General features: G+C 71.4%; 21 protein-coding genes and 1 tRNA gene. 15 read left to right on the forward strand and 7 right to left on the reverse strand.

All coding sequences use genetic code 11. The annotated features are described in order from the left end of the window. Positions 1-13 precede the first annotated feature (13 nt). The 4 genes from ABZ208_RS06230 to ABZ208_RS06245 form a co-directional block, all read right to left on the reverse strand. A complete protein-coding gene (locus ABZ208_RS06230) occupies positions 14-2,527 on the reverse strand; it encodes a bpX6 domain-containing protein (RefSeq protein WP_356908394.1) in 2,514 nt (837 codons plus the stop codon). Next, complete coding sequence (locus tag ABZ208_RS06235; RefSeq protein WP_356908395.1) at positions 2,524-4,212, reverse strand: hypothetical protein; 1,689 nt, start codon at positions 4,210-4,212, stop codon at positions 2,524-2,526. Before ABZ208_RS06235 ends, ABZ208_RS06230 begins: the two co-directional genes overlap by 4 nt. Next, positions 4,209-4,610 (reverse strand): hypothetical protein, encoded by a 402-nt coding sequence (locus ABZ208_RS06240; protein ID WP_356908396.1) that lies wholly within the window; start codon positions 4,608-4,610, stop codon positions 4,209-4,211. Before ABZ208_RS06240 ends, ABZ208_RS06235 begins: the two co-directional genes overlap by 4 nt. Before the next feature lie 212 nt (positions 4,611-4,822). Beyond that, entirely contained in the window at positions 4,823-6,001 is a 1,179-nt protein-coding gene (locus tag ABZ208_RS06245) for an AAA family ATPase (RefSeq protein ID WP_356908397.1), read from the reverse strand. Positions 6,002-6,118: 117 nt separating this feature from the next. Between ABZ208_RS06245 and ABZ208_RS06250 the strand changes: the two genes are divergently transcribed. Beyond that, complete coding sequence (locus ABZ208_RS06250; protein WP_356908398.1) at positions 6,119-6,715, forward strand: HhH-GPD-type base excision DNA repair protein; 597 nt, start codon at positions 6,119-6,121, stop codon at positions 6,713-6,715. A gap of 165 nt (positions 6,716-6,880) precedes the next feature. Beyond that, the gene (locus ABZ208_RS06255; protein ID WP_356908505.1) at positions 6,881-8,416 is read left to right on the forward strand and encodes a M28 family metallopeptidase; all 1,536 of its coding nucleotides are present in this window, start codon (positions 6,881-6,883) and stop codon (positions 8,414-8,416) included. A 31-nt stretch (positions 8,417-8,447) separates the two neighbouring features. Here the strand turns inward: ABZ208_RS06255 and ABZ208_RS06260 are convergent, their stop codons facing one another. Continuing rightward, entirely contained in the window at positions 8,448-10,079 is a 1,632-nt protein-coding gene (locus tag ABZ208_RS06260; protein ID WP_356908399.1) for a helicase HerA-like domain-containing protein, read from the reverse strand. Positions 10,080-10,175: 96 nt separating this feature from the next. Here ABZ208_RS06260 and ABZ208_RS06265 point away from each other — a divergent pair, with 96 nt between their 5' ends. Both ABZ208_RS06265 and ABZ208_RS06270 read left to right on the forward strand, forming a co-directional pair. Beyond that, complete coding sequence (locus ABZ208_RS06265) at positions 10,176-10,472, forward strand: type II toxin-antitoxin system VapB family antitoxin (RefSeq protein WP_003955420.1); 297 nt, start codon at positions 10,176-10,178, stop codon at positions 10,470-10,472. A 114-nt stretch (positions 10,473-10,586) separates the two neighbouring features. Next, positions 10,587-11,216, forward strand: a complete 630-nt coding sequence (locus ABZ208_RS06270; RefSeq protein WP_356908400.1) for a LytR C-terminal domain-containing protein — start codon at positions 10,587-10,589, stop codon at positions 11,214-11,216. Between the two features lie 28 nt (positions 11,217-11,244). On the opposite strand, the gene upp is transcribed toward ABZ208_RS06270, so the two are convergent. Then, positions 11,245-11,880 carry a uracil phosphoribosyltransferase gene (gene upp / locus ABZ208_RS06275; protein WP_356908401.1) on the reverse strand — a complete coding sequence of 212 codons (636 nt, stop codon included), beginning with the start codon at positions 11,878-11,880 and terminating at the stop codon, positions 11,245-11,247. A 120-nt stretch (positions 11,881-12,000) separates the two neighbouring features. Here upp and ABZ208_RS06280 point away from each other — a divergent pair, with 120 nt between their 5' ends. The 9 genes from ABZ208_RS06280 (at position 12,001) to ABZ208_RS06320 (ending at position 18,260) form a co-directional block, all read left to right on the forward strand. After that, positions 12,001-12,183, forward strand: coding sequence for a hypothetical protein (locus ABZ208_RS06280; RefSeq protein WP_356908402.1), 183 nt, complete (start codon positions 12,001-12,003; stop codon positions 12,181-12,183). 136 nt (positions 12,184-12,319) lie between these two features. Then, positions 12,320-12,859 (forward strand): hypothetical protein, encoded by a 540-nt coding sequence (locus ABZ208_RS06285; RefSeq protein WP_356908403.1) that lies wholly within the window; start codon positions 12,320-12,322, stop codon positions 12,857-12,859. 176 nt (positions 12,860-13,035) lie between these two features. Then, entirely contained in the window at positions 13,036-13,476 is a 441-nt protein-coding gene (tadA, locus tag ABZ208_RS06290) for a tRNA adenosine(34) deaminase TadA (RefSeq protein ID WP_356908404.1), read from the forward strand. A 48-nt stretch (positions 13,477-13,524) separates the two neighbouring features. Further along, positions 13,525-13,609, forward strand: a tRNA-Ser gene (locus tag ABZ208_RS06295). A gap of 1,258 nt (positions 13,610-14,867) precedes the next feature. After that, positions 14,868-15,032: a hypothetical protein gene (locus ABZ208_RS06300; RefSeq protein ID WP_356908405.1), complete on the forward strand. Its 165-nt coding sequence runs from the start codon at positions 14,868-14,870 to the stop codon at positions 15,030-15,032. 37 nt (positions 15,033-15,069) lie between these two features. After that, entirely contained in the window at positions 15,070-15,363 is a 294-nt protein-coding gene (locus tag ABZ208_RS06305; RefSeq protein ID WP_356908406.1) for a Dabb family protein, read from the forward strand. 233 nt (positions 15,364-15,596) lie between these two features. Further along, a complete protein-coding gene (locus ABZ208_RS06310; protein WP_356908407.1) occupies positions 15,597-16,391 on the forward strand; it encodes an RNA polymerase sigma factor SigF in 795 nt (264 codons plus the stop codon). A gap of 235 nt (positions 16,392-16,626) precedes the next feature. Further along, on the forward strand, positions 16,627-17,484 hold the full coding sequence (locus ABZ208_RS06315; protein WP_328398980.1) for an RNA polymerase sigma factor SigF: 858 nt from the start codon (positions 16,627-16,629) through the stop codon (positions 17,482-17,484). Between the two features lie 38 nt (positions 17,485-17,522). After that, positions 17,523-18,260, forward strand: coding sequence for a hypothetical protein (locus ABZ208_RS06320; protein WP_356908408.1), 738 nt, complete (start codon positions 17,523-17,525; stop codon positions 18,258-18,260). A 126-nt stretch (positions 18,261-18,386) separates the two neighbouring features. Here the strand turns inward: ABZ208_RS06320 and ABZ208_RS06325 are convergent, their stop codons facing one another. Then, positions 18,387-18,605 carry a hypothetical protein gene (locus ABZ208_RS06325; RefSeq protein ID WP_328398978.1) on the reverse strand — a complete coding sequence of 73 codons (219 nt, stop codon included), beginning with the start codon at positions 18,603-18,605 and terminating at the stop codon, positions 18,387-18,389. Positions 18,606-18,815: 210 nt separating this feature from the next. On the opposite strand from ABZ208_RS06325, the gene ABZ208_RS06330 reads away from it, so the two are divergent. Together ABZ208_RS06330 and ABZ208_RS06335 are read left to right on the forward strand one after the other, a co-directional pair. Then, the gene (locus ABZ208_RS06330) at positions 18,816-19,292 is read left to right on the forward strand and encodes a MarR family winged helix-turn-helix transcriptional regulator (RefSeq protein WP_356908409.1); all 477 of its coding nucleotides are present in this window, start codon (positions 18,816-18,818) and stop codon (positions 19,290-19,292) included. Between the two features lie 18 nt (positions 19,293-19,310). Beyond that, positions 19,311-21,770, forward strand: coding sequence for an MFS transporter (locus ABZ208_RS06335; RefSeq protein WP_356908410.1), 2,460 nt, complete (start codon positions 19,311-19,313; stop codon positions 21,768-21,770). The last annotated feature ends 28 nt before the right edge of the window (positions 21,771-21,798 follow it).

The raw sequence follows: 21,798 nt of genomic DNA on the forward strand, positions 1-21,798 counted from the left end.
CGCGGCCCGGCCGTCAGCGCAGTGCCGTCCGCAGGTTCAGTGCCACCGAGCGATGCGTGAGGTCCAGGACGACGATCCGGCCCTGCCCGTCGTGGAGCGTGGCCAGGCCCGCATGGACCCGCAGGCGCGGTGACGCGTCCTCGGGGAAGGTGACACAGGCCCATGTGCGGCCGCCCGGGCGCTCGGCGAACCGGACACTGCTGCGGGACTCGTCCGCGACGACCGTCGCGAGGGTGCTGCCGTCCTGCAGCAGTCCGGTGGTGTCGGCCGGTACGGGGTACGGCGTCGAACCGGTCGGGTGCGTGCCGTACGCGTGCAGCCGCAGCTCCGCGCCGATGCCGTCCTCGCTCTCGACGTGCAGGGCCGTGCCGTCCGAGAGCAGCGCCATCGGCGGGCCGTCCGGCGGCACGGGGTTGCGGGCGCGCAGCACGATCTCCGGCAGGTCCCAGCGCCACACCTCGCGGCTGTCGGGGAGGTTGAACCCTCCGGGCGTCCGCACGACCGCGGCGAGATGACCGGGACCCCGGGCGATCGACTCCACGTCCTGGTCGCGTTCCAGCTCACGCCACAGGGCCCGCGGCCGGTCCGCGTCCGTGGCGACGAACGCGATGCCGTCCTCGTCGACGACCGTGAGCACGCTGCCGTCGTACGAGGAGGCGACCTCCTTCGCGCGCAGCGTCGTCCAGGGCCGGACCCGCCGGGTCGCGAGATCGAGGCGGCGGATGTCGTGCACTTCCCCGCGGCGCGCGACCAGGAGCGCGGTGCCGCCGTGGTCCGCGACGACCAGCCGGTGGGCCGGTACGTCCCAGCGGGCCTTGACCTGGCCGTCGCGGCCCAGCAGCCGGACACCCAGATCGCCGTGCGCGGTCAGCATCAGCCCTGGCGAGAGCGCGACCGCGTCGACGAGCGGCAGTTGTCCCGGTTCCCGCTCGGCGCTCAGATGGAGCGTGGCGCGGTCGGCCGGCGGCGGGGCGGGCACAAGGTCGGCGACGTACAGCGGATCCGCGCGCCGGCGCAGCGCCTTGACGATGCGCTGCCGCTCTGCGGGATCGGTCTCGTGCGGCGCTCCGCGCAGCAGGGCACGCAGCGCGCCCGTGCTCAACTCACGGTCCACAGCGGGCACTTCAGGTACGACGTCGCGCAGCGTACGGACGAGGACACGCTGCGCGCGCCGGTCCGCCTCGTCCGGGTACAGCGTCGCCAGCAGGGTCCGCGCCTCGTCGAGATGGGCAGGGTCGGGCTGCCGGGACAGGGCGTAGCACAGCAGCGCGGCCCGGTTCGGGGTGTCGCCGTCGAGTCCCCGGCGGGCCAGCGACACCGCCCCCGGCCGCAACTCCGGATCCGGCCATGCCGCTTCGATCGCGCCCAGCAGATCACCCGCCGCGTACCGCTCGGCTGACCACTCGGCGCGCAGCTGCCGCGCCGCGTCGCCGTCCAGCTGCCCGAGCCGGTCGACGGCCGCGGCCCACGCACCGCGCAGCCGCGCCACGTCCAGTGCACGCGCCCGTTCCCCGGCCCGCCACCACAGCCGTACGACGAGGGCGGCGTCCAGGCCGCGGCCTTCGGCGAGTTCGGCGGCGATACGCAGCCGGTCGTGCCGTTCCAGCAGGGCGACGGCCTCGGCCGCGTCGTCGAGCAGATCGGCGAGCACGAAGGCCGCCTCCTCGATACGGCTCTCCTTCTCCAGCGCCGTGACCGCCTCGCGGTACAGCACCCGCAGCTGCTGCTGCGCGGACGCGCCGTACGGGATCACCGCACCGCCCGGGGTGCGCACGGCGGTGGGCAGCAGCGGGCCGCCGCGGTGGCCGGGCAGCCGCAGCGTCGTCCGCCCGCCGCCCGCACCTCCGCCGAGCGCGACCGCGTCCCGCAAGGCCTCGTTCCAGCTGCGGTTCTCGAACTGCCGTGTGAGGCGGCGCAGATACCGCTCGTGGCGGCTGCGCACCAGTGCCTCGGCCGGCGTACCGAGCACGAGCCGCGCCAGCAGGCCGTCGCGCACGGGACCCGTCGGCGCCCGGCCCGCGGCCGTGCCGCCACGAGGCCCGGTCTCCTGCAGCCGGCGGGCGGTCCGCGCGGATGCCTCCCCGACCCCGGCGACCGCCCGCAGGTCGGGTCCGGCCGTGCGCTGCGGCGCCACGACGGCCGCGGGCGCGGGCTCCGGCGGCTCCAGCGGGGCCAGAGCGTGCCGGGCAAAGCCGTCCAGGCCGAGCCAGTCGGCCGGGTCGAGTACGGGCAGGCTCTGGAGGTCGTACGTCCGCGTACGACCGGCCCGTGGCAGGTCGATCCGGCCGCCGGCCGCAGCGGTGGCGATCGGCAGCCCGAGGGCATGCTCGGCGCGCAGTGAGCGCGCCTCCCCGAACAGCACGAGCCAGTCACCGCCGTCCGGCAGCGCGTACACGGTGGTGCCGGGGAGCCACAGCTCCAGCACGCGGGCCCGGGCCTCGGCTTCGCCGAGGAGCGCGGCGAAGAGCACCAGCGCGTGTGCCTCGACCCGCCCCCGGAAGGCCGGCGGCGGATTCAGCGTCGTCATGCGAGGCCCTTCCGCAGGATCACGACCCGCTCCAGGGACTCCAGGTCGAACACCTCGACCGTGCCGTCGTCACGGCGCAGCGCGAGCAGCGGCAGGACCGGGTGCACGAGGGGCGCATCCGACGTACCGGACGCCTTGGTGAGCACGGTGTCCCGCCTGCCGCCGCGGATGCGCACCAGGTGACCGGCGGCGGACCGGGTCACGAGGCGCGGCTCGCCGCCCAGCAGCACGAAGCCGAGGGGCTGTTCACCCTTCTCGAGGCGGCAGGTGGTCCCGTTCGCCGGGCCCGCGAGTGTCCATACCTGACCGGCCATGGAACGCGCGTGGGAGCTGTCAGGGCCGAGGATCACATGATGCTCCCTGAACGACGGCGCGTCCGGGCCGAGATGGGGCAGGCGCAGCGCCTCACCCTCCCGGCAGGCCGTCGCACCGCCGGGGATCGCGGCCACCAGGTCCGTGACCCGGGCCGCCGAACCGTCCCAGCCGAAGCGGTACCAGTCGCCGTCCCAGCAGCACAGCATGTGCCGCTCGTCGACGACGAGCGGCGTGATCCGTTCGTGCGCGAGCGCCGTGAGGCGCTCCTCCGAGATGTCCAGTTCATCGGTGGGCACCGCGAAGCCGGACGCGGTCGGCCACGGCTTGCCGACCACATGCGCCCGTACGGTGCCGCGGCTCAGGTACAGGCCCACCAGCCGGCGGCCGTGGTACCCGGCCGCCAGGACCGGGGCGGGGAACGTGTGCCGCCGCACGGTGTATTGCTGGTCGCCGCGCGCCTTGTGCGGCACCCGGGCGGTCATCACCTGTGCCGGATCGCCCGACCCGAGCAGCAGCTGCCGGCCGGCCCCCACGAAGGCCATCCGCCGTACGCCGCCGCTGAGGGCCTTGCCCGGCGTGGGCGCCCCGGTCCGCCGCCAGCCCTCGCCGCGCAGGATCCGTGCGCCGGTGCGCGGATCCGGGAGCGCGAGCCGCGCCGTCCGCCCGCCGAGGGTGACGGTGATCTCCGCGGCACCCTTGTCCGACCAGGCGCTCTCCCGGCCGGCCAGCACCTTGTGGCGGCCGGGCAACACGAGCCGGGAGGCCAGCGGCTCGCCCGTCAGTACCCAGGCCTCGTCCGCGGCGTCCAGCGAATCCCTCCATGCCTCCACATCGACGGGGTCGGGTTCGACGGCACTGCGGGCGGCCAGCCAGCCGTGCAGCAGTTCGGGCAGCTCGGCGCCCTCGTGCCAGTCGCCCGGCTTCCGGCCGAGCAGGCCGAGACGCAGCCCGGTGCCACGGGCTGCGGCCCGCCGGTGGGCGACCATCAGCGCGGCCAGCTGGACCAGCCGGACGGCCCCGAGCTGGGAGGGGCCGGTGTCGACGAGTACGGCGATGCTGCCGCGCGGCTCCGGGGAGCGGCGGGCCGGGGCGAGATGCAGCAGCTCGCGCTGGGCCGCACGCCGCAGGAACTCCTCCGGGGCGGCCTCCGCCAGCAGCCACTGCGACATCAGCAGCCGCTCCGGGGTGCCGGACCGGCTCAGTCCGTCGTAGCCGTCGAACTCGCCCTGGCTGCCGCTGCTGTGCGCATCGCCGCCCAGCAGCGTGTCGAGCGCACGCACGAACGGCCCGAGCGCCACGGCACACCGGGGGTCGAGGGCGTCGAACTGCCCGGCCCAGGGGGCGAGATGAGAAGGCAGCCGACCCGTCATACGAGGAGCTCTCGCGTCACCGGCCGCTGCGGGGCGGGCCCGGACAGCAGCCGGCCGGGCAGCATCACCAGCAGCGTGTGCGACGCGGGGACGCGCCGGGCCGCGGCACGTACGACCAGGTCGGGGGCGGGGTCGAGGCTCAGATGGGTGGGCAGCAGCAGACCACCGCCGTCCCGCCCGAGCCAGTGGACGCCGTCGGCCCAGGGCAGGTCGGAGCCGGTGGGGTCGTCGGACAGGACGACCAGCCAGCCGTCACCGCGTACGGCACGCAGCCGTGCGCCGTGTCCGTCGTCGAGCCCCGCGGACACAGCCGCGGCGAGCGCCTTGGCACCGGCCCCCTCGGCAGCCACGGCAACGGCGGGCAGGGGAGGCTCACGGGTGATCCAACGGGGCCGCACGACCGGGCCGGCTACGGCCCGTTCGTCTGACGGCACGGCCGTTGCGCCCGACGACGTCACGGGCCCAGCGGGCGGCACCCGGGCCCCGGCCGCCTCCGGCACCGGCATCCCCGGCTCCGCGGCGACAGGGGGGACAGCGGGAACAGCCACCCGCCCGGGCAAGGGCGGTACCGACGGCCCCAGGGTCCCGGCCGCCCCCGGCACGGAGCGCGTCATGGGCCCGTGACCGCGGCGACCAGGCGTTCACGGACCGCGCGCAGCTGGTCCGGCACCGCATCCGCCGCGAACGAGGCGTCGATCTCGCGAAGCGTCGCCTCCACCCGGATCCGGTCGTCACGCGGGTGCGGCGGCAGGCCGAGGCCTGCGAGGAGCGTGGAGCCGGCGCGGGCGAGCCGTTCGGCGCGGGCCAGCGGGCCCCGGCCCAGTTCCTCGGCGGCGTGCAGCAGGCTCTGGTTGCGGGCGGCGCCCAGCAGATCGGCGAGGGTGTCACGGGCGAGCGCCTGGGTGTCCGCGGTGGGCGCCACCAGCGGCAGCACCCACAGGTCCGCCTCGGTCGCCGCGGCGCGCCCGTCGAGCACCGCGGCGGCGGCGACCAGTCGCTGGGTGCGTACCGCGCGCCGGTCGCTCAGCGGCACTCCGGCCGACCGCAGCCTCCGTACCGCGGCGGCCAGCGCGGGCCGTACCGCACTCAGGTCGCAGTCGCGCGCCGCCGCGGCCAGCCGGTCGACGACGGGCAGCAGGCTGTCGGCGGGACCTGGCGCCGCCGACCGCGACCAGCCGGATTCGAGCAGCTCCTCCAGGCGTGCGTCCGGGACCGGCTCCACGAAGATCCGGGCGAGGAAGCGGTCGGCGAACGCACCCAGCGCCGGGTCGTCCGGCAGCGTGTTGGCGGCGCCGACACAGACCCGCAGCGGTACGTCCACCGAGGTGCTGCCACGCCGGAAGGTGCGCTCGTTGAGCAGCCCCAGCAGGGTGTTGAGGATCGCGGTGGACCCGAGGAACACCTCGTCCAGGAAGGCGACGTCGGCCTCCGGGAGCATCCCCGTGGTCTCCACCTCGACGACGCCCTCGCGCAGCCGGCGCAGGTCGACCGGCCCGAAAAGCTCGTTGGGCTCGGTGAACCGGCCCAGGACATACTCGAAGAGCTGCCCGCCGAGCTGCTGCGACACCCGTCGTACCGCCTCGGACTTGGCGGTTCCGGGCGGCCCGATCACCAGCAGGTGCTCACCGGCGACGGCGCAGAGCACCACGGTCTCCGACACGATCTCCCGGTCGACCAGCCCCGCCCGCGCGGCGGCCACGGCGACGCGCACGGCGCGTGCGTCCTGTCCGGCGGGTGAGACCGGCGGGGCGGCGTGGGAATCGGCGCGGGAATGGGGCTCTTCGATCACATCCGGGAGTCTATGAGCGCCGCATTCGCACGCGCACTCGGATTCCCCGCAGCTGCCGGGAACCCGTCCGCGCCCCTGTCACTGGCGGCGCCCAGGCCACCGGGCGATCATCGGTCCATGGACGCCACCATTCATCTCGCCCAGCAGCCCGAGGCCGACGAACTGCTCGGCCGCAGCCCTCTCGCCGCCCTGGTGGGGATGCTTCTCGATCAGCAGGTACCGATGGAGTGGGCGTTCTTGGGCCCGTACACCGTCGCGCAGCGTATGGACAGCGACGATCTGGACTGCGCGGAGATCGCCGCGTACGACCCCGAGGCCTTCGCCGAACTGTTGAAGGAGAAGCCGGCCGTCCACCGCTACCCGGGGTCGATGGCCAAGCGGATCCAGCAGCTGTGCCAGTACCTCGTCGCCGAGTACGACGGCGACGCGAGCGCCGTGTGGCGGGACGTGACGAGCGGCGCGGAACTGCTCGCCCGCCTCAAGGCACTGCCCGGCTTCGGCGAGCAGAAGGCCAAGATCTTCCTCGCGCTGCTGGGCAAGCAGTACGGGGTGCAGCCCAAGGGCTGGCGCGAGGCGGCCGGTGCCTATGGCGAGAAGGGCTCCTACCGGTCGGCCGCCGACATCACCGGGCCGGAGTCGCTCGCCAAGGTGCGGGAGCACAAGCAGGAGATGAAGCGTGCCGCAAAAGCGGCAGCGACCGCCAAAAAGGCCTGATCCGGGCCGGGTTGAAGTGGATGATTCGGCTCCGGGGGCCGATGACACGAAATACGCCGTCAGTTGTGGCTCAGGTGTTCCCAGAATCCGCAGAGATCGCTAACTTCCCTTCAACCCACGTTCGCACCGGGAAGGACCTCTGTGAACGCATCCCATCGCAGAGCCGTGGCCACCCTGGCCGCAGCCGCACTCGCGACCCCGCTCCTGCTGGCATCCGCCTCCCCGTCCGCAGCGCACCGTCTGGACCCCGCTGACCGGGCGGCCAAGGACGCGTCGAAGCTGGCACGGAAGCTGGTCGACAAGTCGTCCGCGCAGGACGCCTACAAACATCTGAAGAAGTTCCAGCAGATAGCCGACACGACCGACGGACACCGCGCCGCCGGTTCGCTCGGGCACGACGCGTCCGCCGCGTACGTGTACCAGCAGCTGAAGAAGTACGGGTACGACGTCTCGTACCAGCGCTTCGACTTCATGTACACCGAGACGCTCGCCGAGAAGCTCTCCGTCATATCCCCCGCGCCCCGTGACATCGCGATCGAGGCGATGACCTACACCAAGTCCACCCCGGTGGGCGGCGTCAAGGCCGATCTGGCGGCGGTGCCCGTGGACGCCACCACCGGCTGTGAGGCCACCGACTACGCGTCGGGCACGTTCACCGGCAAGATCGCGCTGATCAAGCGCGGCGGGTGCACCTTCGCCGCCAAGCAGGCAGCCGCGGCCGACGCGGGCGCGATCGGCGCCATCATCTACAACAACACCGAGGGCGCGCTCTCCGGCACCCTCGGCGAGGTCGCCGCCGGCAAGATCCCGACCGGTGGCGTCACCCTCGCCGAGGGCGAGAAGCTCGCCGCGGACCTCGCCAAGGGCCCGGTGAACATCTCCTTCGAGATCCGCGAGTTCCAGCAGATGCGGAGCACCAACAACGTCATCGCGGAGACCCGCCACGGCAACGCGGCCAACACCGTGATGCTCGGCGCGCACCTCGACTCGGTCACCGCCGGCCCCGGCATCAACGACAACGGCTCCGGCTCGGCCGGTCTGCTCGAGGTCGCCGAGGAACTGGCCAAGGCGGAGAAGCGGCCCGCCAACAAGGTGCGCTTCGCCTGGTGGTCGGCCGAGGAGAACGGCCTGCTCGGCTCCGAGCACTATGTCGCGAACCTCAGCGACCTGGGCAAGAAGGAGATCAAGCTCTATCTGAACTTCGACATGATCGCCTCGCCGAACTACGGGCTCTTCGTCTACGACGGCGACAACTCCGACGGTGTCGGCTCGCCGGCGGGTCCTGCCGGCTCGGCCCAACTCGAGCGCGACATCAACGAGTTCCTCGACAAGCGCGGCACCCCGCACGAGGGCACCGACTTCACCGGCCGCTCCGACTACGGGCCGTTCATCGAGGTCGGCATCCCCTCCGGCGGCACCTTCACCGGCGCCGAGGGCATCAAGACCGAGGCGCAGGCAGCGAAGTTCGGCGGCACGGCGGGCGTCGCGTACGACGTGAACTACCACGCCAAGGGCGACAACCTCAGCAACATCAACATGACGGCGTTCCGGGTGAACATCGGCGTCATCGCCAATGCGGTGGGCACCTACACCCACGACCTGAGCTCGCTGCGCAAGCCGGTCACCTCCGTCCCCACGGACGGTGACGCGGGCAGCGGCGGCGGCCTGCACGACGGTCACGACCACGAGGTGACCGAGTAGGACGTCATCTCCGGCGCGGTGCGCCGCAGGCTCACCGCCTGCGGCGCGCCGTTCCGAAGAGAGAGCGTGTGATCTCCCGCCCCAGCTGCGTCCCCACCGACCGCGCCAGCGATCTGAAAATCCCGCTCCCCATCACCTGCCCGGCGAGCGACTCCTCGCGCCCGACCCGCCGCTGCGGCGCGCCTGACGCCTGCCGCACCCTCTCGGCCTCCCGGGCCTCCTCCACCTGCCGAGCAGCTCGCTCGGCAGCCTCCTCCGCGGCCCGCTGCTCGGCCGTCAGCCTCTCGTACGCCGACTCCCGGTCGACCGGCTCGGCATAACGCGCGTACAGCGGCGACGCCTTCACCGCCGCGTCCAGCGCACCCGCACCGATCGGCGCCATCAGCGACCGCGGTGCCCACAGCCGGGTCACCGCGACCGGTGTCGGCGCCCCTCTGTCGCTCAGCACGGTGATCGCCGCCTCTCCCGTCCCCAGACCGGTGAGCACCTCCTCGAGGTCGTACGCCGAGTTCGGGAAGGTCTTCACGGTCGCCTTGAGCGCCTTGGCGTCGTCGGGCGTGAAGGCGCGCATCGCGTGCTGCACCCGGTTGCCGAGCTGGGCGAGCACATCGACGGGGACGTCCTTCGCCGTCTGCGTGACGAAGAAGATCCCGACCCCTTTCGAGCGAATCAGCCGCACGGTCTGCGTGATCGACTCCAGGAACGCCTTGGACGCACCGTTGAGCAGCAGATGCGCCTCGTCGAAGAAGAAGACGAGCCTGGGCCTGTCCACGTCGCCGACCTCGGGCAGATCGTGGAAGAGATCGGCGAGCAGCCACATCAGGAACGTCGAGAACAGCTGCGGCTTGTCCTGGACCGTGGGCAGCTCCAGTACGGACACCACCCCACGACCGTCCGGCGCCGTCCGCAGCAGGTCGGCGGTGTCGAACTCGGGCTCGCCGAACAGGGCGGCCGCGCCCTGCTGCTCCAGGGCGGTGAGCGAGCGCAGGATCACCCCGGCGGTGGCGGTGGAGATGCCGCCGAGACCCCGGAGCTCCTCCTTCCCGGTGTCCGACACGAGGAAGGCGACCACGGCCCGCAGATCCTTCAGGTCCACCAGCTCCAGGCCCTTGGAGTCGGCGTAGTGGAAGATCAGCCCGAGCGACTGCTCCTGCGTCCGGTTGAGCTGCAGCACCTTGGCCAGCAGCAGCGGGCCGAAGTCCGTGACCGTCGCGCGCAGCGGAATACCGGGGCCGATCCCGCCGAGCCCGTAGAACTCGCACGGGAACGACTGCCCCGACCAGTCCTGCCCGACCTGCGCGGCGCGCTCGCGGACGCGGTCGCTCTCCTGGCCGGGCGCCGACACGCCGGAGACATCGCCCTTGATGTCGGCGAGGAAGACCGGCACACCTGCCGACGAGAGCTGTTCGGCCATCAGCTGGAGCGTCTTGGTCTTGCCGGTACCGGTGGCTCCGGCGACCAGACCGTGCCGGTTGAGCATGGACAGCGGGACACGGATCCGGGCATCGGGGAGGCACCGGCCGTCCCAGACCAGAGCGCCGAGATCGAGCGCGGGGCCGGTCAGGGCATAGCCCGCCGCGATCTCCAGAGCGGGCTGCGGCAGCGCCGCGGCCCGTCCGATCTCCTCGGAAACCGCCCGCCCGGCCGGCTCCTGAGCTGTCATGAGGGACCCCTGTTTCGCGATTTGCCAGACTTTGTACAGGATCGCACTACGGTTCCATGGCTGCGCCCGGAGCCTCTTGACCGGTAGGCTTTCCGTGTGATCTTCAAGCGCATCGGCAACGGACGGCCGTACCCCGACCACGGCCGGGAAAGCACCCGGCAGTGGGCGGACGTCGCGCCGCGCCCGGTCCGCCTCGATCAGCTCGTGACCACCAAGGGCCAGCTGGATCTCGAGACACTTCTCGCCGAGGACTCGACGTTCTACGGCGACCTCTTCGCGCATGTCGTGAAGTGGCAGGGCGACCTGTATCTGGAGGACGGCCTGCACCGGGCGGTGCGCGCGGCGCTCCAGCAGCGGCAGGTGCTGCACGCCCGCGTCCTCGAACTGGGCTGATCCCAGGACCCGGCGGACGGCCGACTGACCCTTTCGGGCTCTTTCGGCACCGTACGGACGCAATCCATTGATCGTTTAGTAGGCATAACCATCGGGCGGCACTACGCTGCGCCCATGAGCATGCTCACTCCGCCAGGCATGGGCGGAAAGTACCGCATTACGGGCGACAAGTACCCGCGCATGCGACGCCCTCGCAACCGCCGCAGGATCGTCCTCGCCGGCCTCGCCGCGGCGGTCGCACTCAGCCTGGCCGGCTGGGGAACACTGCAGCTCATCGATGTGTTCTCCGGCGGCGCCGAGAACACGACGGCGAGCAGTCACGGCCCGGACTGCAAGCCCGCCCCGACCCCGACCGTCTCGGCCGCGCCCCCGCCTCCGAAGCCGGGGCAGGTGACGGTCAACGTCTACAACGCGACGCCGCGCAGCGGACTCGCCAAGGCGGCGGCCGACGAGCTGAAGAAACGCGGGTTCACGATCGGCAAGGTCGGCAACGCCACGCCGGCGTACGACAAGAAGGTCCCCGGCGCCGCCATACTGCTCGGCGGCCCGGAGGCCTACCAGGGCGCCTTCCGGGTGCTGGCCACGCAGTTGCGGGGCTCCGAGCTGAAGACCGACGCACGCGAGACGGCGGACGTGGACCTGATCCTTGGCACGGCGTTCAGGTCCCTGGACGCGAAGAAGGACGCGGACGTGGCCCTGGCCGCACTGACCAGGCCCGCACCCGCGCCCTCCAAGAAGTGCTGACGGACCCGGCGCCCCGGGTCCGCGTCGGCTACTCCGCCGACCCGTACATACGGTCGCCCGCGTCACCGAGCCCGGGCACGATGTACCCGTGGTCGTTCAGGCGCTGGTCGACCGACGCCGTCACCACGGTCACCGGCGTACCCGCGAGCTCGCGCTCCATCACCTCGACGCCCTCCGGCGCGGCCAGCAGCACGACCGCGGTCACATCGTCCGCGCCGCGCTTGATCAGCTCCCGGATCGCCGCCACCAGCGTGCCGCCGGTCGCCAGCATCGGGTCGAGCACGTACACCTGGCGGCCGGAGAGGTCCTCCGGCATACGGGTCGCGTAGGTCGAGGCCTCCAGCGTCTGCTCGTTGCGGATCATCCCCAGGAAGCCCACCTCGGCGGTCGGCAGCAGCCGCACCATGCCGTCGAGCATGCCCAGTCCGGCCCGCAGGATCGGCACCACCAGCGGCCGCGGGTACGACAGCTTCACGCCGGTCGTCCCAGTCACCGGGGTCTCGATGTCGACCTGCTCGGTGCGCACGTCCCGGGTGGCCTCGTACGCGAGCAGGGTGACCAGCTCGTCGGCGAGCCGCCGGAAGGTCGGGGAGTCGGTGCGCTTGTCGCGCAGCGTGGTGAGTTTGTGCGCCACCAGCGGGTGGTCGACGACATGGATCCGCATGCGCCCCACAGTAGCCGCCACTGGCGTCAACCACGGTTCCGGAGGGAAGGTGGTTGAGGGGTCCCCCCAGGCCGCAGGGCCGCGGGGGAATACGGATCCAGCCGTGGGGTGGTGTGGCCGATGCCGGAGCCCGAGCCCGACCGGGGCGAAGAGACGGAGACCGAGGCGGAGCGCCGGAGGCGACGCGCCCAGTTCCTGCGCGAACTGAACGAGGCCAAGGCGCTGCGTGACCGTGTCCAGCCGCGGCGCGCCAGGGCCGCCCGGATGCGCCAGCAGATGCGTATGCGGACGTTCCGCTGGTAGCCGCCCTCAAGAACTGATGGCCGACGCAACGACGGAAGACCTCTCGCATCGCGAATGTTTCTGCCACGATTCCGAGTGGGCGGGGCAGAGCAGCGCACCGCCGGTCGTCACACCTCTGATCAGTGGGAGAGTCACGGTGTACTTCGCCGCACTGCTCGCGCGCACTCAAGACGGGTGGGAAGCGAGCGACACAGAGCTCGACGATGTGGAGACCTTGTCGGATCTGACCGACCTGGCCCGCGAGGCCTCGGTGGACGAGGACACGGTGCTCGTCTTCATCGAGCAGGAGGACGCCTGGTTCGGCGTCATCCGGGTGGAGGGCGAGGAGGATCCTCGTATCTTCGTCTCGGACGCGGCCGCGGCCGCACGCTCCTCCTACGGGGAGATCCTGACCAATGAACTGCTCGGCGGGGACGATGACGACCCCGCCGACGATCTGGACGCGCTGGATCTCGACGGCACCGAGGACGGCGAGCCGGAAGCGGACGACCCGGACGACGAGGACCGCGTCTCCGTGGCAGCCGGCGAGTCCGTCCCGGCCGGACCGGTCGGCGACCGCGAGATCCTCAGGGACCTGGGCCTGTCGGAGAAGGAACTGCTGGCGCTGGACACGGACGCGCTCATGGAGATCGCGGACGCGCTCGGCGCGGGCGAAGTGCTGGAGACCGTCCGCTAGTGGCTGTCCCTGCCGACCCGGCACCGGAACCGCATCACAACCGCATCCAGAACCGAGACCAGGGCCAGGACGAGGGCCGGCAACGGCACCCGTCACCGGACGGTGTCCCCGATCCGGTGTCCCGGAGGGTGGAGGTTCCCGTTCCCGACCCCGTACGCGATCCATGGGAAGCGCCGATGCGTCTCGCCCTGGACGAGGCGGAGCGCGCGGCGCAGGCCGGAGATGTGCCGGTCGGCGCCGTCGTGCTGGCCGGGGACGGCTCGGTCCTGGCGACAGGGCACAACGAACGCGAGGCGACGGGCGACCCGACGGCACACGCCGAGGTGCTGGCGATCCGCAGGGCCGCCGCCCGCATCGGCGAGTGGCGGCTGACCGACTGCACGCTCGTCGTCACGCTGGAGCCGTGCACCATGTGCGCGGGCGCGATCGTGCAGTCCCGGGTGGCACGGGTGATCTACGGCGCCCGGGACGAGAAGGCGGGCGCGGCCGGTTCGCTATGGGACGTCGTACGGGACCGGCGGCTCAACCACCGGCCCGAAGTGGTGCTCGGAGTGCTCGAGAAGGAGTGCTCGGCGCAGCTCCGGAGCTTCTTCCGGGAGCGCGGGACCGACCGCTGACGGATACGGATTTCAGAGCACGGCCCACCTTGGGCTAAGCTCTCTCCCGGTAGCGTGTCCGAGCGGCCGAAGGAGCTCGCCTCGAAAGCGAGTGTGGCGCAAGTCACCGAGGGTTCAAATCCCTCCGCTACCGCTGGCAGATGAAGGGCGGTCCCGAACGGGACCGCCCTTCATCATTCTCCGCCTCAGTTCCGTCTCGGTCGGCCGTTACGAGCGCTCCGGCGAGCCCGTCGTCATCGTCGTCCGGGCCGCCTCCGGCAGGCTTCCAGATGAGTCCATCGACCTGCCGCGCGAGGAACCGCGAACCGACGGGAGTCCTGGCAGGCCGACGTTTACGCAATCGTTTCGCAGACGGTGAACCAGGTCACTTCGGGATTCTGGTCGGTGGAGTCGTTACGCACGTTGGTCGACCAACCGTTGAGTGTCGTGTCAGGGTACGACTGAGCGATCGTCGTGGCGGCAGTGCCGGACCTTGCACCCCCCGATACGGGCTCCAGTCCTGCAGGGCATTCCGGGGTTTGGAAGTCGGCCGCACCGGGAGGAAGGCTGAAGGGGCCTTCGGTGACCACCTCGCGCACGATCGTCGGACCGGTGGGTCCGGTGGGACCGGTAGGCCCGGTGGGACCGGTGGAACCCGGATCGCCCGGCGTACCCGGCGTACCCGGCGCTCCGGTCAGTCCCGTCGGTCCCGTCGGACCGGTCGGACCGGTCGGACCCGTCGGACCCGTCGCTCCCCTCTTGCAGTCACCCTTCTGGGACTTCAGCTCGTCGCCGTGCGACCCGCCCTTGCACTTGTCGCCTCCGCTTCCCTCACTGCTGGACACGCTCACGCCGTCAGCCGTGTTCTGAGCCGTGGCCGCGGCCGGGCCGGCCACTCCGGCAGCCAGGACCAGCGCAAGCGAGGTGAGCGCGCCGCCGGCCATCCACTTGCCTCGAGGGGGCAGAGGCCCCAGCGGGGGCACCGTCCTTTTATCTGAATTCATGAACTTGATCCTCTTCCGATCTTTTTGACGAGTTCGACCCAGGGCTGAGCCTGACCCTCAGGCAGCCGGTAGTTCGTCACCCCCGGCCGGAACTCACCAGATGATCAGTAATTCGGAGTATTCGACTCGCACCCCCAGCCGACCGGAACCGTCCCTCAAGTCCGTGCACAGTCACGGGAAACGTGCGGCGCGGACCCCGCAGCGAGGGGCGGTTCCCGCCCGGCCTGATTCCTGCCGCACCCGGCCGGGCCCGCTTCCCTCGTGCGCCGGTCGAGCCGTCCGCATGGGCGCAAAGGACCCGTGCTCGAGGGCCCTTGGTCCTGGAAGTCTCCGTGCAATATCGAACGGTTAGACTCACGCGACGCGTGGGCAGGAGCAGGGCTGAGGCAGCAGGGGGAGCAGAGGCTGATGGTGCAAACGAAGAAGATCGCTCTCTACCTCGTCGTCGTCTTCGTGCTGTACACGATCATCACGTCCCCCGCCAAGGCCGCCGACATGGTCCAGGTAGGGTTCGAGGGCATATCGAGCGCCGCTCAAGGCGTCGGACAGTTCATGACCGAGCTCGTCAACTAAGCCAGCCGGTTTCCGCCGGTACAGCCAGGGAGCCCCCGTGATCCGCCATCTGGTCCTCTTCAAGCTCAACGAGGGTGTCGAGCGCGACGAGCCGCGCGTCGCCGCCGGGGTGAAGGCCTTCCGGGATCTGGACGGACTCGTCCCCGAGCTGGAGTTCTGGGAGTGCGCCTGGAACATCACCGACCGGCCGGTCGCCTACGACTTCGCGATCAACTCCGCCGTGGCCGACAAGGACGCGCTGAAGCGGTACCTGGAGCACCCGGCGCACCAGGCTGCCGCCGGACGGTGGCGCGAGTTCGCCACGTGGGTGATCGCCGACTACGAGTTCTGATCCCCCGCCGGCCCCGCCGGCCGCACCGCCTCCGAGCCCCCCGCCTTCCCGGCGAGGGGCTTTTCCATTGCGCCCACCTCCATCGGCCGCATTTACGCCGTCAACACGGAGTTATCGGGTGCTTGCACACAGTGGACATGTCTTGTGATGCTATGACCGCTTTTGACGGATGAGTTGACCGATTCTGACCGCAAAGGGGTGGCGTGACCGTGCCGGCCAGTACTGCGCCTCAGGTGCCACCCCAGAACGAGACCAAGCCACAGAGCCGGGGCGCGGACACCCGGGCCCTGACCCAGGTCCTGTTCGCCCGGCTCAAGGAGCTGGAACCCGGCACCGCGGAGCACGCGCGCGTACGCGGGACGCTCATCGAGGCCAATCTGCCGCTGGTGCGGTACGCCGCCGCCCGCTTCCGCAGCCGCAACGAGCCGATGGAGGACGTCATCCAGGTCGGCACGATCGGCCTGATCAACGCGATCGACCGCTTCGACCCGGACCGGGGCGTGCAGTTCCCGACGTTCGCCATGCCGACGGTCGTCGGCGAGATCAAGCGGTACTTCCGTGACAACGTGCGCACGGTGCATGTGCCGCGCCGGCTGCACGAGCTGTGGGTCCAGGTCAACGGCGCGACCGAGGACCTGACGACGGCTCACGGCAGGACCCCGTCGACCGCCGAGATCGCCGAGCGGCTGAGGATCGGCGAGGACGAGGTGCTGGCCTGCATCGAGGCCGGGCGTTCGTACCACGCCACCTCGCTGGAGGCGGCTCAGGAAGGCGACGGAATGCCGGGGCTGCTGGACCGCCTCGGCTACGAGGACCCGGCGCTCGCGGGGGTGGAGCACCGCGACCTGGTCCGTCATCTGCTCGTCCAGCTGCCCGAGCGCGAGCAGCGGATCCTGATGCTGCGCTACTACAGCAACTTGACGCAGTCTCAGATCAGCCAGGAGCTGGGTGTCTCCCAGATGCACGTGTCAAGGCTGCTGGCGCGAAGTTTCGCGCGACTTCGATCCGCAAACAGGATCGAAGCGTAGCCGAAACGGGTACACCCTTCCGGGAGCTCACGAGCCGTCACAAAAGCTGTATGCCTTCATTTTCCTGGGCATTCTCACCTGGTACATGTCGACATGTCACTACAGCGTGTTGCCGACATGTGACATTCTGCCGGAACCGCGTTTGCCGCAGCCTCGCCGCCGGTATTCAGGTGGAGGCTGCGTTCCTCCGATGGTCGCGGCCACCGCGACCGTCCGCGACCTCAAAGGGGGTGGCATGTCCGTAGAACTGGGCAGCTCCAAGGTGCTCACACGCGCTCCCGGCGCACCCGCACCTGTCGTGCCGGACAGCTCGGAAGCCATCGACACCCGCACTCTCTCCCGCTCCCTTTTCCTGCGGCTGCGCTCGCTGGACTGCGAGGGCGCGGCCGACGACAGCCCGGAGCGCACCTATGTGCGCGACACCCTCATCGAGCTGAATCTCCCCCTCGTGCGCTACGCGGCGGCACGCTTCCGCAGCCGGAACGAACCGATGGAGGACATCGTCCAGGTCGGCACGATCGGGCTGATCAAGGCGATCGACCGGTTCGACTGCGAACGGGGCGTGGAGTTCCCGACGTTCGCGATGCCGACGGTCGTCGGCGAGATCAAGCGCTTCTTCCGCGACACCTCGTGGTCGGTGCGGGTGCCCCGCCGGCTGCAGGAGCTGCGTCTGGCGCTCACCAAGGCCAGCGACGAGCTTTCCCAGAAGCTCGACCGCTCGCCGACCGTTCCCGAACTGGCCGCGGTGCTCGGGGTGTCGGAGGAGGACGTGGTCGACGGACTCGCCGTCGGCAATGCGTACACGGCGTCGTCGCTCGACTCGCCGTCCCCCGAGGACGACGGAGGCGAGGGCTCGCTCGCGGACCGGCTGGGCTACGAGGACACGGCGTTGGAGGGCGTCGAGTACCGCGAGTCCCTCAAGCCTCTGCTGGCCAAACTCCCGCCCCGTGAGCGGCAGATCATCATGCTCCGGTTCTTCGCCAACATGACCCAGTCGCAGATCGGTGAAGAGGTCGGTATCTCGCAGATGCATGTCTCGCGCCTGCTGACGCGTACGCTCGCGCAGCTGCGGGAAGGCCTGATTTCCGACTGAGGGTTCACTGTTGACGGTCCGCCAGTCACACTGGCGCGATGCGACGACGGACCGGGATCGCAGCGGTGGCGCTCTGCCTGGGCGGGGCGCTGACCGCGTGCGGCGGCGGCAGTGGCGACGGCCGCGTGCCGGTCGGTGCGGCGGGCTCGGGCCCGTCCCCGACGGCCGCGGTCCCACCGGAGGGCGATGTGGTCCTGGTGCCGCTGGACGGCTCTCGGGAGGGCCCGCGCGGGAGGGAAGACCCAGAGGGCCCGAAGGCGCCCCCCGGGACGTCCCGGCCGGGCACCACCGACGCGTCGGGGGGACCGGCGCTGCCCGACCGCCCGGACGCCGACGGCACAGGAGGAGGCACGGGCAGCTCCGGCGATACGGACGGCCCGGCGCCCGGCCCACCGACCACCCCGAACACCCCGGGCCCGCCCGGCAGCACGACCCGCCCGGCTCCGCCCCCGGCACCCGCTCCCTCAGACCCGGCCGTGCTCCAGCTCGCCGAGCCGGTCCGCGCCGCTCTGGACGAGCGCTGGTGCGAGAAAGTGACGGTGGAGTTCCGCAACACCGGTGGTACGCCCGCGGCTTCGGGCACGGTCACGTTCGCCACGCACATCATCGGCGCGCTCGGGATCGACTGGGCCACGGTCGAGTCGTCCCAGCCCCTGCCGGCCCCGATCGCGCCCGGCACCGCACGGAAGAAGGCGTACACGGTCTGCGTGGACGCATGGCGGGTGCCGCTGGGCATGCACATCGAGACGCAGGACGTGACCGCGGACTGGAAGTGACCCCGGCGGTTCGCCGTGGGGCAGGGACGGGCAGGGCGCCGGCGGGTGCGAGGCGCCCCGGACCGGAGCTTTTGTGCAGTTGTGGGGAGGTGGGGGCGCTTCTGCGGCCGTGGGGGGCGCAGGCGATCAGCCCAGGGCGAGCCAGGCCACCGCGCCCAGGATCACGATCGCCGCGATCACACCGGCGATCAGCCCGGCCCGCGAGGAGGACGGCGCCACGGCGGCGGACTGGCGGCCCTGCGGGGCGCCCTCGTCGACGAAGGCGCGGAACATCTGCGTGTTGCCCGCGGGGTCGTAGTTGCCCTCGGGGCCCTGGCCGTGGGGAGCATGGGGGTTGTGTGCCATGGGCCAGGACCCTAGCGAACCCGGGCCCTCGGCCCAACCCCGGGCAGGGGCCCGATCGTCACCGGTCACGGCCATGACCGGCCCATGACGTGAGCTGACTCTGCATATGCAAAGCCTTTTGGGTTCCTTTACTCGAAACGGTCCCATTTCGTTTGCCTGCAGCAACCAACCGCTTATATCGTTGCCCTAAGCAACAAGATGGGGGTGCTCATGGCCGAGCGGAGTCAGTACGAAGAGCTGGCCCGGCAGATCAGTGCCATAGGTGCCGTCAAACGGGGCCTCTCGCGGATGCTGCCCGCCGAGTGCCCCTCCGGTTCCGCGTCCGTACTGGCCCTTATCGACCGGTACGGAGAGATGCGGATGAGTCGCCTCGCCGAGCTGCTCGCCGTCGACATGTCGGTGACCAGCCGCCATGTGGCGCATGTCGTGGAGCGCGGCTGGATCGAGCGCTCGCCCGACCCGGACGACCGGCGCTCGCGCATCCTGCGGCTCACCCCCGCGGGCAGGGCCGTACTCGACGGCCTCGGCCGTCGGACCGCGGACCTGTTCGCCCACCACCTCACAGACTGGTCCGACGACGACGTCGGACAGCTCAGCGCGTTGCTGGCCCGCCTCCGGAACTCCTTCGGGGACTGCCGGGCCCACGCCGTCCGTACCCCCGCACCCACCACCCGCACCCAGACCTAGACACAGCGAAGGAAGTCCATGGCTACGACCACACCAGCCGGTGTGCGGGGCGGTCACGCCCGGCCTGGAGGTCACGCCTCCGACGGCGACGCCGCGCCGATGACCCACCGCCAGATCATGGAGGCGATGTCCGGGCTGCTGCTCGGAATGTTCGTCGCGATCCTGTCGTCCACGATCGTCTCCAACGCGCTGCCGGAGATCATCACGGACCTCGACGGCGACCAGAGCGCCTACACCTGGGTGGTGACCGCGGCGCTGCTGTCGATGACGGCGACCACCCCGCTGTGGGGCAAGCTCGCCGACCTGTTCAGCAAGAAGCTGCTGGTCCAGGTGGCCCTGATCATCTATGTCGCGGGCTCGGTGGTGGCCGGCCTCTCCCAGAGCACCGGCATGCTGATCGCCTGCCGTGTCGTCCAGGGCATCGGCGTCGGCGGCCTCACCGCCCTCGCCCAGATCATCATGGCCGCGATGATCTCCCCGCGTGAGCGCGGCCGCTACAGCGGCTACCTCGGGGCGGTCTTCGCCGTCGCCACCGTCGGCGGGCCGCTGCTCGGCGGAGTCATCACCGACGCCGACTCGCTCGGCTGGCGCTGGTGCTTCTACGTCGGCGTGCCGTTCGCGGTGATCGCGCTGATCGTGCTGCAGAAGACCCTGAAGCTCCCCGTCGCCGGCCCCCGTGCCGAAGGCCCGGGACACAAGGTCAAGGTCGACTGGGCGGGCGCGTTCTTCATCAGCGCCGCCGTCTCGCTGCTGCTGATCTGGGTCACCTTCGCGGGCGACAAGTACGAGTGGATCTCCTGGCAGACCTACGCGATGGTCGGCGGCTCGGTCCTGATCGGCCTGCTCTTCCTCCTGGTGGAGTCGAAGGCGAGCGACCCGCTCGTCCCGCTGCGGCTCTTCCGCAACCGCACCATCACGCTGGCCTCGCTGGCCTCCCTCTTCGTCGGTGTCGCGATGTTCGCCGGCACCGTCTTCTTCAGCCAGTACTTCCAGCTGGCGCGCGACAAGTCGCCGACGATGTCCGGCGTCATGACGATCCCGATGATCGCCGGTCTGTTCGTCTCGTCGACCGTCTCGGGCCAGATCATCACGAGGACCGGCCGCTGGAAGGCCTGGCTTGTCGGCGGCGGCGTCCTGGTGACGGCGGGCCTCGGGCTGCTGGGCACCCTCCGCCACGACACCGAGTACTGGCACATCGCGGTCTTCATGGGGGTCCTGGGGCTCGGCCTCGGCATGATGATGCAGAACCTCGTGCTGTGCACGCAGAACCAGGTGGCACCCCAGGACCTCGGTGCGGCCAGCTCCGTCGTCACCTTCTTCCGCTCCCTCGGCGGTGCGATCGGCGTCTCCGCGCTCGGCGCGGTGATGGCCAACCGGGTCACCCACTACGTCACGGACGGTCTCGCCGAACTCGGCCCGAAGGGCGCGGCCCTGGGCCACGGCGGTACGGGCGGCGGCGGCATCCCCGACCTGGACGCGCTGCCCGCGCCGATCCGTACGGTGATGGAGACGGCGTACGGGCACGGCGTCGGCGACGTCTTCCTCTACTCGGCGCCCTTCGCGCTGCTCGCCTTCCTGGTGACGCTGTTCATCAAGGAGGTCGCACTGAAGAGCAGCGCGGCGGACAGCACCCTGGAGGCCTCCGGCGACACCGCCGGTCCCACCGTCCCTGCCGGCGAGGCGGCCGGCCCCGGGATCCGCGGCGTGGTGCGCGCCTCCGACGGCGCCGCGCTGCCCCGCGCCGTGGTCACTCTGATCTCACCGGCCGGCCGCCAGCTCGGCCGCTCGGTCGCCCACGCGGACGGCAGCTACGCGCTGGATGCCCCCGCATCCGGTTCGTACGTACTGATCGCCTCGGCCGACGGCTTCCAGCCCCAGGCCGCCACGGTGTCCGTCGGCGACGAGCGCGGAGCACTTCCCGGGCCGAAGGCCTCTGGGGAGTACGACATCCATCTGGACTGCATCAGCGGGCTGACCGGGACCGTGCGGGCCGCCGACGGCGACGCACCGGTCGAGGGAGCCATGGTCGTCGTCACGGATGCCCGCGGCGAGGTGCTGGCCACCGGAACGACCGCGGCAGGGGGTGAGTTCTCCTTCAGCGACCTGGTCCCGGGTGCGGTGACCCTCGCCGTGCACGCCGACGGCCACCGGCCGCTGGCGATGCCCGTCGAGATCGTTGGGCAGGGCGTGACCCGTATCGAGGCGGCCCTGCTCACCGGCGCCGTGGTGCGGGGCACCGTACGCGGCGGGGCCGCCGGCCGGCCGCTGTCCGACGCGCGGGTGACGCTGGTGGACGCCGCGGGCGACGTGCTCGCCACCGTGACGACCGGGGACGACGGGGCGTACGCGTTCGCCGACCTGGACGCGGGGGAGTACACGGTCGTCGCGACGGGGTATCCCCCGGTGGCCGGGGCACTGACCGTCCGCGGCCGTGGAGTCGACGGCCACGACATCGAACTCGTGCACCCGGACGAGTGACCGGACCCCCGGCCGCGTCCGAGCGGAT

It is taken from the genome of Streptomyces sp. NPDC006208 (genome assembly GCF_040613775.1).
Classification (GTDB): domain Bacteria; phylum Actinomycetota; class Actinomycetes; order Streptomycetales; family Streptomycetaceae; genus Streptomyces.

Bases quoted from the DNA above. Each gene is read 5' to 3' on its own strand.
- ABZ208_RS06230 (WP_356908394.1), bottom strand. From the start codon at position 2,527: ATGACGACGCTGAATCCGCCGCCGGCCTTCCGGGGGCGGGTCGAGGCA.
- ABZ208_RS06235 (WP_356908395.1), bottom strand. From the start codon at position 4,212: ATGACGGGTCGGCTGCCTTCTCATCTCGCCCCCTGGGCCGGGCAGTTC.
- ABZ208_RS06250 (WP_356908398.1), top strand. From the start codon at position 6,119: ATGGACGCCACCATTCATCTCGCCCAGCAGCCCGAGGCCGACGAACTG.
- ABZ208_RS06260 (WP_356908399.1), bottom strand. From the start codon at position 10,079: ATGACAGCTCAGGAGCCGGCCGGGCGGGCGGTTTCCGAGGAGATCGGA.
- ABZ208_RS06270 (WP_356908400.1), top strand. From the start codon at position 10,587: ATGAGCATGCTCACTCCGCCAGGCATGGGCGGAAAGTACCGCATTACG.
- upp (WP_356908401.1), bottom strand. From the start codon at position 11,880: ATGCGGATCCATGTCGTCGACCACCCGCTGGTGGCGCACAAACTCACC.
- ABZ208_RS06280 (WP_356908402.1), top strand. From the start codon at position 12,001: ATGCCGGAGCCCGAGCCCGACCGGGGCGAAGAGACGGAGACCGAGGCG.
- tadA (WP_356908404.1), top strand. From the start codon at position 13,036: ATGCGTCTCGCCCTGGACGAGGCGGAGCGCGCGGCGCAGGCCGGAGAT.
- ABZ208_RS06300 (WP_356908405.1), top strand. From the start codon at position 14,868: ATGGTGCAAACGAAGAAGATCGCTCTCTACCTCGTCGTCGTCTTCGTG.
- ABZ208_RS06315 (WP_328398980.1), top strand. From the start codon at position 16,627: ATGTCCGTAGAACTGGGCAGCTCCAAGGTGCTCACACGCGCTCCCGGC.
- ABZ208_RS06320 (WP_356908408.1), top strand. From the start codon at position 17,523: ATGCGACGACGGACCGGGATCGCAGCGGTGGCGCTCTGCCTGGGCGGG.
- ABZ208_RS06325 (WP_328398978.1), bottom strand. From the start codon at position 18,605: ATGGCACACAACCCCCATGCTCCCCACGGCCAGGGCCCCGAGGGCAAC.
- ABZ208_RS06330 (WP_356908409.1), top strand. From the start codon at position 18,816: ATGGCCGAGCGGAGTCAGTACGAAGAGCTGGCCCGGCAGATCAGTGCC.
- ABZ208_RS06335 (WP_356908410.1), top strand. From the start codon at position 19,311: ATGGCTACGACCACACCAGCCGGTGTGCGGGGCGGTCACGCCCGGCCT.